The 1185-nt window shown below is 54.2% G+C and carries 1 protein-coding gene; it reads right to left on the bottom strand.

Features of this window, described 5'->3' with window-relative positions; translation table 11 throughout:
• Positions 1-630: 630 nt before the first annotated feature.
• Positions 631-1185: barstar family protein (locus ABD120_RS39545; RefSeq protein WP_343955650.1), on the bottom strand; the 555-nt coding region annotated here is incomplete at its 5' end.

Below are 1185 nucleotides of genomic sequence, written 5' to 3'. Positions count from 1 at the left end.
CACAAGGCCGGCCAGCTCTGCAAGGCGATCGCCGTCCTGCAGAACTACGAGCTCACCCACAGATGAAAAGAGCTCACTGTCCCTTCGGCCCGACAGCTCGCCCCATAATCGCTATCTGGCCGGATGGTTAGTTTCGAGCCGCTTTCAAATTCGATCACGAGATCCCCGACTTTTCCCGCCTTGGCCCCTGCAATTGCATCACAGGTCAGCCGAACGAGATGGGGGCAACAACACCCGGAGATTCAGGATCGAAAGACACATAATCCCTGGCCGAGACCTGAAGAATTGTCTCGGTCTCGACACGCAGCTCGCAATCTCCGCTGATCAGGATCGTGAGAGCCGCGTCAAAGCAGACACGGGTAACTGCTTGACCCTAAAGGTTCAGATTCATTCCTACCACCCTATCTGAAGTGGATGAGTGCCATCCGGAGTTATTTGGATATGCGTATCAGCTTTCGAGCCGGGTTTCCCGCTGAGCCCAACCGGCCGACCACACTTGTTACGGAAGCGCACATAGCCATTCGAGTACATGCCGGAGGAATCCATCACGCGAACCATGTCAGCATTTCCGGTCGAACCAGGCTTCTGCCGCACGGTTTTCCTTTCTATTATCGACACGACAAACAGAAGTCAGCAAATGGTGACATCCACGTTGAATTCGCGCATAGTCTCCATTATTGACTCCATAAAGGCGCGATCCAGCAGCTCCTGTGACTCCCGAAAGTCTCGCCAAACAATCTTCAGCGGAGACTCCTCTCCGAAACTCGAAGAAATACAGTCCGCCAGAGCATCAAGATTTGACCCAAAGTACCCACCAGGACCATTAACCGCCTCGCCCAATGCACAGAAGAATCCAGACTTCGTGGAGATTTGAGCACCATCCAAATGTGCGACGTCATCGACTCCATAGCGGGTGGCCCTACGATTCGAGGTAAACCAAGCATTCTGGACAACGTGGAGCCAGGCACTGTGATGACTCGTCGGCCATCGAAGCCATTCTCCCTTCTCCATTACGACGTCCGATGCCCAGCGCCGCCAGATTTTTGCGGCCTCTGGATACTCGCAGCGATTGGCAAAGAATCGGTACGGAACACTCGAAATCCTGCCGTCTGATGATTCTGCGCCGACATCGCCGAGCACAATCCGGCCGACGAAGTACTCGCCAATTTTTTCCCGTCGACGATT

The sequence above is a fragment of the Nonomuraea longicatena genome, from assembly GCF_039525605.1.
In the GTDB taxonomy this organism is placed as follows: domain Bacteria; phylum Actinomycetota; class Actinomycetes; order Streptosporangiales; family Streptosporangiaceae; genus Nonomuraea; species Nonomuraea longicatena.
Note: the sequence above shows the minus strand (reverse complement) of the source record. Positions and strands in the feature narration are given on the sequence as shown.